Raw genomic sequence first — 5,481 nt, forward strand, 5'->3', positions numbered from 1 at the left:
TGGGTGTATAGAAGCATTTTCACTACATAAAAACCATTTGTTCGGTGTAAAAAATGTTTTAGCAGATGGAGGATATTCTGGAGAAAAATTTGCAAAGAGCGTGCAGGAGATATTAGGATGTATAGTAGAAATAGCCAAAAGAAATACACTTCATACTTTTACAGTTATTCCCAAAAGATGGGTTGTAGAGCGTTCTTTTGCGTGGATAGAAAAATGTCGCAGGCTATGAAAAAATTGCGAAAGAAAACTACATACAAGCCTGAATATGGTGGTTCTTGCTTTTATTGCTCTACTTTTGAAAAGATTTTAAACAGGATCTTAGAATTAAAAATAGTTTTTACCCCTAAAGGATAGTCGGTAATTATACTCATAAAAGAAAAAATTGTTTAAAATAGATAATAAAAAGCTAACAGAAAATAAAATTTAAAACTATCTATTTGTTTTTAGTTAGTAAGAAATTTCAGGTTTTAGCAATAGAAGACATTCTTTTAAAGCATGGATAAAAAAATCAATTTCCTCAAAAGTATTGTAAAAAGCTAAGGAGATTCTTAATAAAGAGCTTAAATGATAACGCTTTAAGATAGGCTGGGCACACAAATGCCCTGTTCTTATTGCAATCCCTCTTAAATCAAGCAATGTGGCTAAATCAAGAGGATGAAATCCATCAATAGAAAAGCTTACAATAGGCCCTTTTTGCTGAGCTATACCAATAATTTTCAATCCTTTAATTCGATTGAGCTGCTGTGTTGCATATTCCAGTAGATCTTTTTCCCATATAGTAATTAGTTTTTGATCTATCGATTCTATATAATCTATAGCTGCGCCTAAACCTACAACTTCTGCAATCATGGGGGTTCCCGCTTCAAATTTTAAAGGAGGTTCTTGATAAGTGACTCTATCAAATGCTACTTCATCAATCATATCTCCTCCCCCTTGATAGGGAGGCATCATTTCTAATAAAGAACGCTTGCCGTATAATACCCCTAATCCTGTTGGACCATACATTTTATGTGCTGAAAAAGCATAGAAATCTACCCCTAACTTTTGCACATCGATTAGCATGTGAGGTGCGCTTTGAGCTCCATCGACAACTACTTTAGCACCTTTTGCATGAGCTTCTCTAACAATTTCTTCAATAGGATTAACGGTACCTAAAACATTTGACATATGTACAATGCTTACAATTTTGGTCTTATTGGAAAGCAGTTTTTGGAATTCTTCAAAAATTAACTCTCCAGATTCACTTACAGGGACTACTTTAAGCTGAGCTCCTCTTTCTTTGCAGCACATATACCAAGGAATAATATTGGAATGATGTTCCATTTCAGAAATAAGCACTTCATCACCTGGTTGTAAACAGAGTTTACTCAAGCAGTGGGCAACAAGATTAATGGATTCCGTTGTGCTTTTTGTAAATATAATCTCCTCAACAAAAGCAGCATTAAAAAAACGTTTAATTTTTCGGCGAACAATATTGTAATAAGCACTTGCTTTACTTGCAAAATCATAAACAGAACGATTCACCGTTGCATAACTGTTTGTATAAAAATCGGATATTGCATTAATTACAATCTGCGGCTTCTGAGTTGTAGCTGCTGAGTCTAAGTAAATAAAAGGACGGCCATACATTAACTGACTTAGCATAGGAAAATCTTGACGTATTTTCCAAACATTAAATTCCTGGTTCAAAACATTTCTCTCAAAATTTGCTCTATTAAAGAGCGGTAAGGGATTTCTTGGATAATTTCTTGGACATAAGCGCTAAGAAGCATCTCTTTAGCTTCTGTAGGACTCAAACCTCTTGTCTCTAAATAAAAGAGCTGATCTCTATTCAATTGAGAAACTGTAGCACCATGAGAGGCTTTCACATCATCTGCAAAAATCTCTAGATTAGGTTTACTATTAGCAATTGCTCCGCAACTTAAAAGCAAGTTGTTATTTAATTGATAAGCCCGCGTTCCTTGTGCTTCAGAGTCCACTTTAATTTTCCCTTCAAAACTCGACCGGCTAAAATCATTTAAGATCCCCTTAAAGTGTTGCAAAGAACTCGTATCTGGTGCTTTATGCTCAATGGTTAAATGACAATGTGAAGTAGCTTTTCCACAGAGATTAAGAAGGCCCTTTAGCTGGGTTTTACTCTCTTTTTCTTTTAAGTAAATATGCGCATTTATTCTAGACACTTTGCCGCCTGCGCTCAAATGCATTGCATGAAAAGAGGCATTTTTTTTTAAAATAGCTCTTAAAGAAGAAAACTGCCACCTATACTCTCTATGATATTCTACAGAATGCGCAAAAACCTCTGCTTTCTCTTCCAATGCAAAATCTAATAGAGGCAAACTTAAGTAGGTATTGCTTTTGTGATCCAAACAAGAAAAGACCCACTTTGTCTGCGTATGGGCTCCTGCTACAATTTGCATACGAGGCGTTATAAAAAGAGACTTTTCTGTTACAATTTGTAAACATTGAATAGGTGTGTTTACTACAATTTTTGGAGGAATGTAAACAAATAAACCACTAGAGTGCAGCGCTAAATTTAAAGCGGCAAAAGAATCTTGTTCTCTTTGAATTTGCTGTTGAAGATGATGTTGTAAAAAGGCTTTATGGGAAAGCATTGCTTCCGATAAAGACAAAATCTTGATTTGAGGAGGCAGCGCTGAAAAATTGCTTAATTCAGAATCAAAACAACCGTTAATAAAGACAAGATAGCTGTGTTTGCTTTCCGGAAGAATCTCTGATTCAAACTGCTCTTTATCTACTTTAGGGCTATCGCTTGCCTGATCGATTGCTACAGCAGATAAATCATATAAAGAAACATATCTAAACGCATCCTGAGTACGATTTGGTATTCCTAGTTCTTGAAATTTTTTCCATGCTAGCTGACGGTAAAAGCTGAGAGCATCTGCTGTTTTAAGTTTTTCAAACTGTGCTTCTAAATGTTGTAAAAGCAGAGGCTGCTCTTGTTTAGTTAAGCCAGTCATATCCTTTTTTCTCCAGTTCTAATGCAAGGACAGCTGAGCCTGATTTTACAATTACCCCATCTAAAACAACATGAACAAAATGAGGTTTAATATAATCGAGTAAGCGTTGATAATGGGTTATTAACAGTAAACTTGAATCTGGTTTTAAAGCGCTTTGAATGCCTTTGGCAACCACTTTCATAGCATCAATATCCAACCCAGAATCGGTTTCATCAAGAATAGCAAGTTTTGGTTCTAAAACAGCCATCTGCAGGATCTCATTTTTCTTTTTTTCTCCACCTGAAAATCCCTCGTTAATGCTCCGCGATTTAAATTCGCTTTTCACTTCCACAAGCTGCATTTTTTCTTGCATAATTTCATTAAATGCCTCTTCAGATAGAGATTCTAGCAGCTGTGCCTTGCGCTTTGCATTATAAGCTGCATGTAGGAATTGAAAATTAGAAACTCCTGTAATCTCTACAGGATATTGAAATCCTAGAAATATTCCTAAATGAGCTCTTTCATGCGCGCTTAATTCCAATAAACTCTTCCCTTCGAAAATGAGATCTCCTGCAGTGATATCATAAGAGGGGTCTCCTGCTAAAATTTTTGCTAAAGTAGACTTGCCAGCGCCATTTGGCCCCATAACTGCATGAATTTCTCCAGGGTTTATCTGTAAATTCAGTCCTTTTAAGATAGTTTTTCCTGCAACGGCTGCTTGTAATTGTTTAATTTCTAACATGCTATCCAACAGAATTCTCTAATTTTAAAGTTAATAATTTTTGTGCTTCAACAGCAAACTCTAGAGGTAATTCCTGAATGACTTTTTTGCAAAATCCATTAACGATTAAATTAATCGCATCTTCTCGAGAAATCCCCCTGGTTTCTAAATAAAATAGTTGCTCCTCATTCATTTTTGAAGTAGAAGCCTCGTGTTCTAATTGGGCTGTTTCATTAGCTATTTCGATATAAGGAAAGGTATTAGCAGAACATTGATTGCCAATTAACATTGAATCACATTGCGTATAATTACGAGCTCCTTCCGCACGAGGAGCAATTTTAACAAGACCGCGGTATGTATTATGGGATTTATCCGCTGAAATTCCTTTAGATATGATTGTAGATCGTGTGTTTTTACCTAGATGAATCATTTTCGTACCGGTATCTGCTTGCATCATGCCATTGGTCAGAGCTACCGAATAAAATTCTCCAACTGAGTTATCTCCTTGTAGAATACAGCTTGGATATTTCCATGTAATTGCAGCGCCAGCTTCTACCTGTGTCCAACAAATTTTTGAGTTGACCCCTTGACACCGCCCTCTTTTAGTAACAAAGTTATAGATCCCTCCAAGCCCTGTCTTAGGATCTCCTGAGTACCAATTCTGCACTGTAGAATATTTAATTTCCGCATAATCCATGGCAACCAATTCAACGACTGCTGCATGTAATTGATTTTTATTAAAAGCAGGGGCTGTACATCCCTCTAAGTAACTTACGTAAGAACTTTCTTCAGCAAGAATTAACGTTCTTTCAAACTGTCCGCTTTCTCGGTCATTTATGCGAAAATAGGTAGATAATTCAATAGGAGAGCGCACACCTTTAGGAACGTACACAAAAGAGCCGTCTGAGAACACAGCTGAATTAAGCGCTGCAAAAAAGTTATCTCCAATCGGAACAACACTTCCCAGATACCTTTCTACCAATTCTGGATAAAGTTTTATCGCTTCTGAAATCGAACATAAGATCACACCTGATTCTACTAAAGCTTTATGAAAAGTAGTCCCCAAAGAAACAGAATCAAAGACAACATCTACAGCCACATTAGCTAGTCTTTTCTGCTCATCTAAAGGAATACCTAACTTTGCAAATGTTTTTAAAATTTCAGGATCTACTTCATCTAAACCATTTAAAGATTGCTTTTTTTTAGGCGCAGAATAATAAGAAATATCTTGATAATCAATCGGTGTATAACGTAAATTTCCCCACTTTGGTTCTTTCATTTGCTTCCATTTGGCAAACGCTTGTAAACGAAATTCTAGTAAAAAAGCGGGTTCTTCTTTTTTTGCTGAAATAGCGCGAACCGTATCCTCTGATAGTCCTTTTGAAAAACTTTCTGTTTCAATTGAGGTTGTAAAACCAAATTTATATTCTGAGCGCTCTTCCATAAGTTGCTGGGTCGACATATATTTCCTATAAAATTCCTTCTATACTATCTGAATGCTATAGATTTTCTCAATCAAAAGCCTCAAAATTTCTATTCGCAAATAGACACTTTAATTAAAAAAAGAAACACACCTATTTAATATGCAATAACATACGCTTATAAAGTCAGATTGAAAACTTAAATAATTTCATTCTATTTTCAAACGAAATTAGAGTGAAAAGTCTTCGACCTTTTTAAGATTGGCCCTTTCAACCTCGAAGTACACAAAAAAGAACATATAAATACTTGAAAAAACATCTATTGTGCACCCGAGCATAGCATGTTTGTAGATAATCTCCTAAACACTTCTAGTGGAGTTTC

Annotated in this window: 4 protein-coding genes and 1 pseudogene; 1 reads left to right on the forward strand and 4 read right to left on the reverse strand. The window is 35.6% G+C overall.

Translation table 11 applies throughout. The features are described from left to right. Positions 1-310 (forward strand): annotated as a pseudogene (locus RHOW815_RS06600) (transposase); the annotation flags it as partial. A gap of 137 nt (positions 311-447) precedes the next feature. Here the strand turns inward: RHOW815_RS06600 and RHOW815_RS06605 are convergent. Genes RHOW815_RS06605 through sufB form a run of 4 tightly spaced genes read right to left on the reverse strand, consistent with a single transcriptional unit; the run spans position 448 to position 5,140 of the window. Next, the gene (locus RHOW815_RS06605) at positions 448-1,689 is read right to left on the reverse strand and encodes an aminotransferase class V-fold PLP-dependent enzyme (protein WP_245397540.1); all 1,242 of its coding nucleotides are present in this window, start codon (positions 1,687-1,689) and stop codon (positions 448-450) included. Beyond that, positions 1,686-2,978: a Fe-S cluster assembly protein SufD gene (sufD, locus tag RHOW815_RS06610; protein WP_215217533.1), complete on the reverse strand. Its 1,293-nt coding sequence runs from the start codon at positions 2,976-2,978 to the stop codon at positions 1,686-1,688. The genes RHOW815_RS06605 and sufD overlap by 4 nt, the downstream gene beginning before the upstream one ends. Further along, on the reverse strand, positions 2,962-3,699 hold the full coding sequence (gene sufC / locus RHOW815_RS06615) for a Fe-S cluster assembly ATPase SufC (protein WP_215217534.1): 738 nt from the start codon (positions 3,697-3,699) through the stop codon (positions 2,962-2,964). The genes sufD and sufC overlap by 17 nt, the downstream gene beginning before the upstream one ends. Before the next feature lies 1 nt (position 3,700). Further along, on the reverse strand, positions 3,701-5,140 hold the full coding sequence (gene sufB, locus RHOW815_RS06620) for a Fe-S cluster assembly protein SufB (RefSeq protein WP_215217535.1): 1,440 nt from the start codon (positions 5,138-5,140) through the stop codon (positions 3,701-3,703). Positions 5,141-5,481 lie beyond the last annotated feature (341 nt).

This window comes from Candidatus Rhabdochlamydia sp. W815, assembly GCF_018642185.1.
Taxonomy (GTDB): domain Bacteria; phylum Chlamydiota; class Chlamydiia; order Chlamydiales; family Rhabdochlamydiaceae; genus Rhabdochlamydia; species Rhabdochlamydia oedothoracis.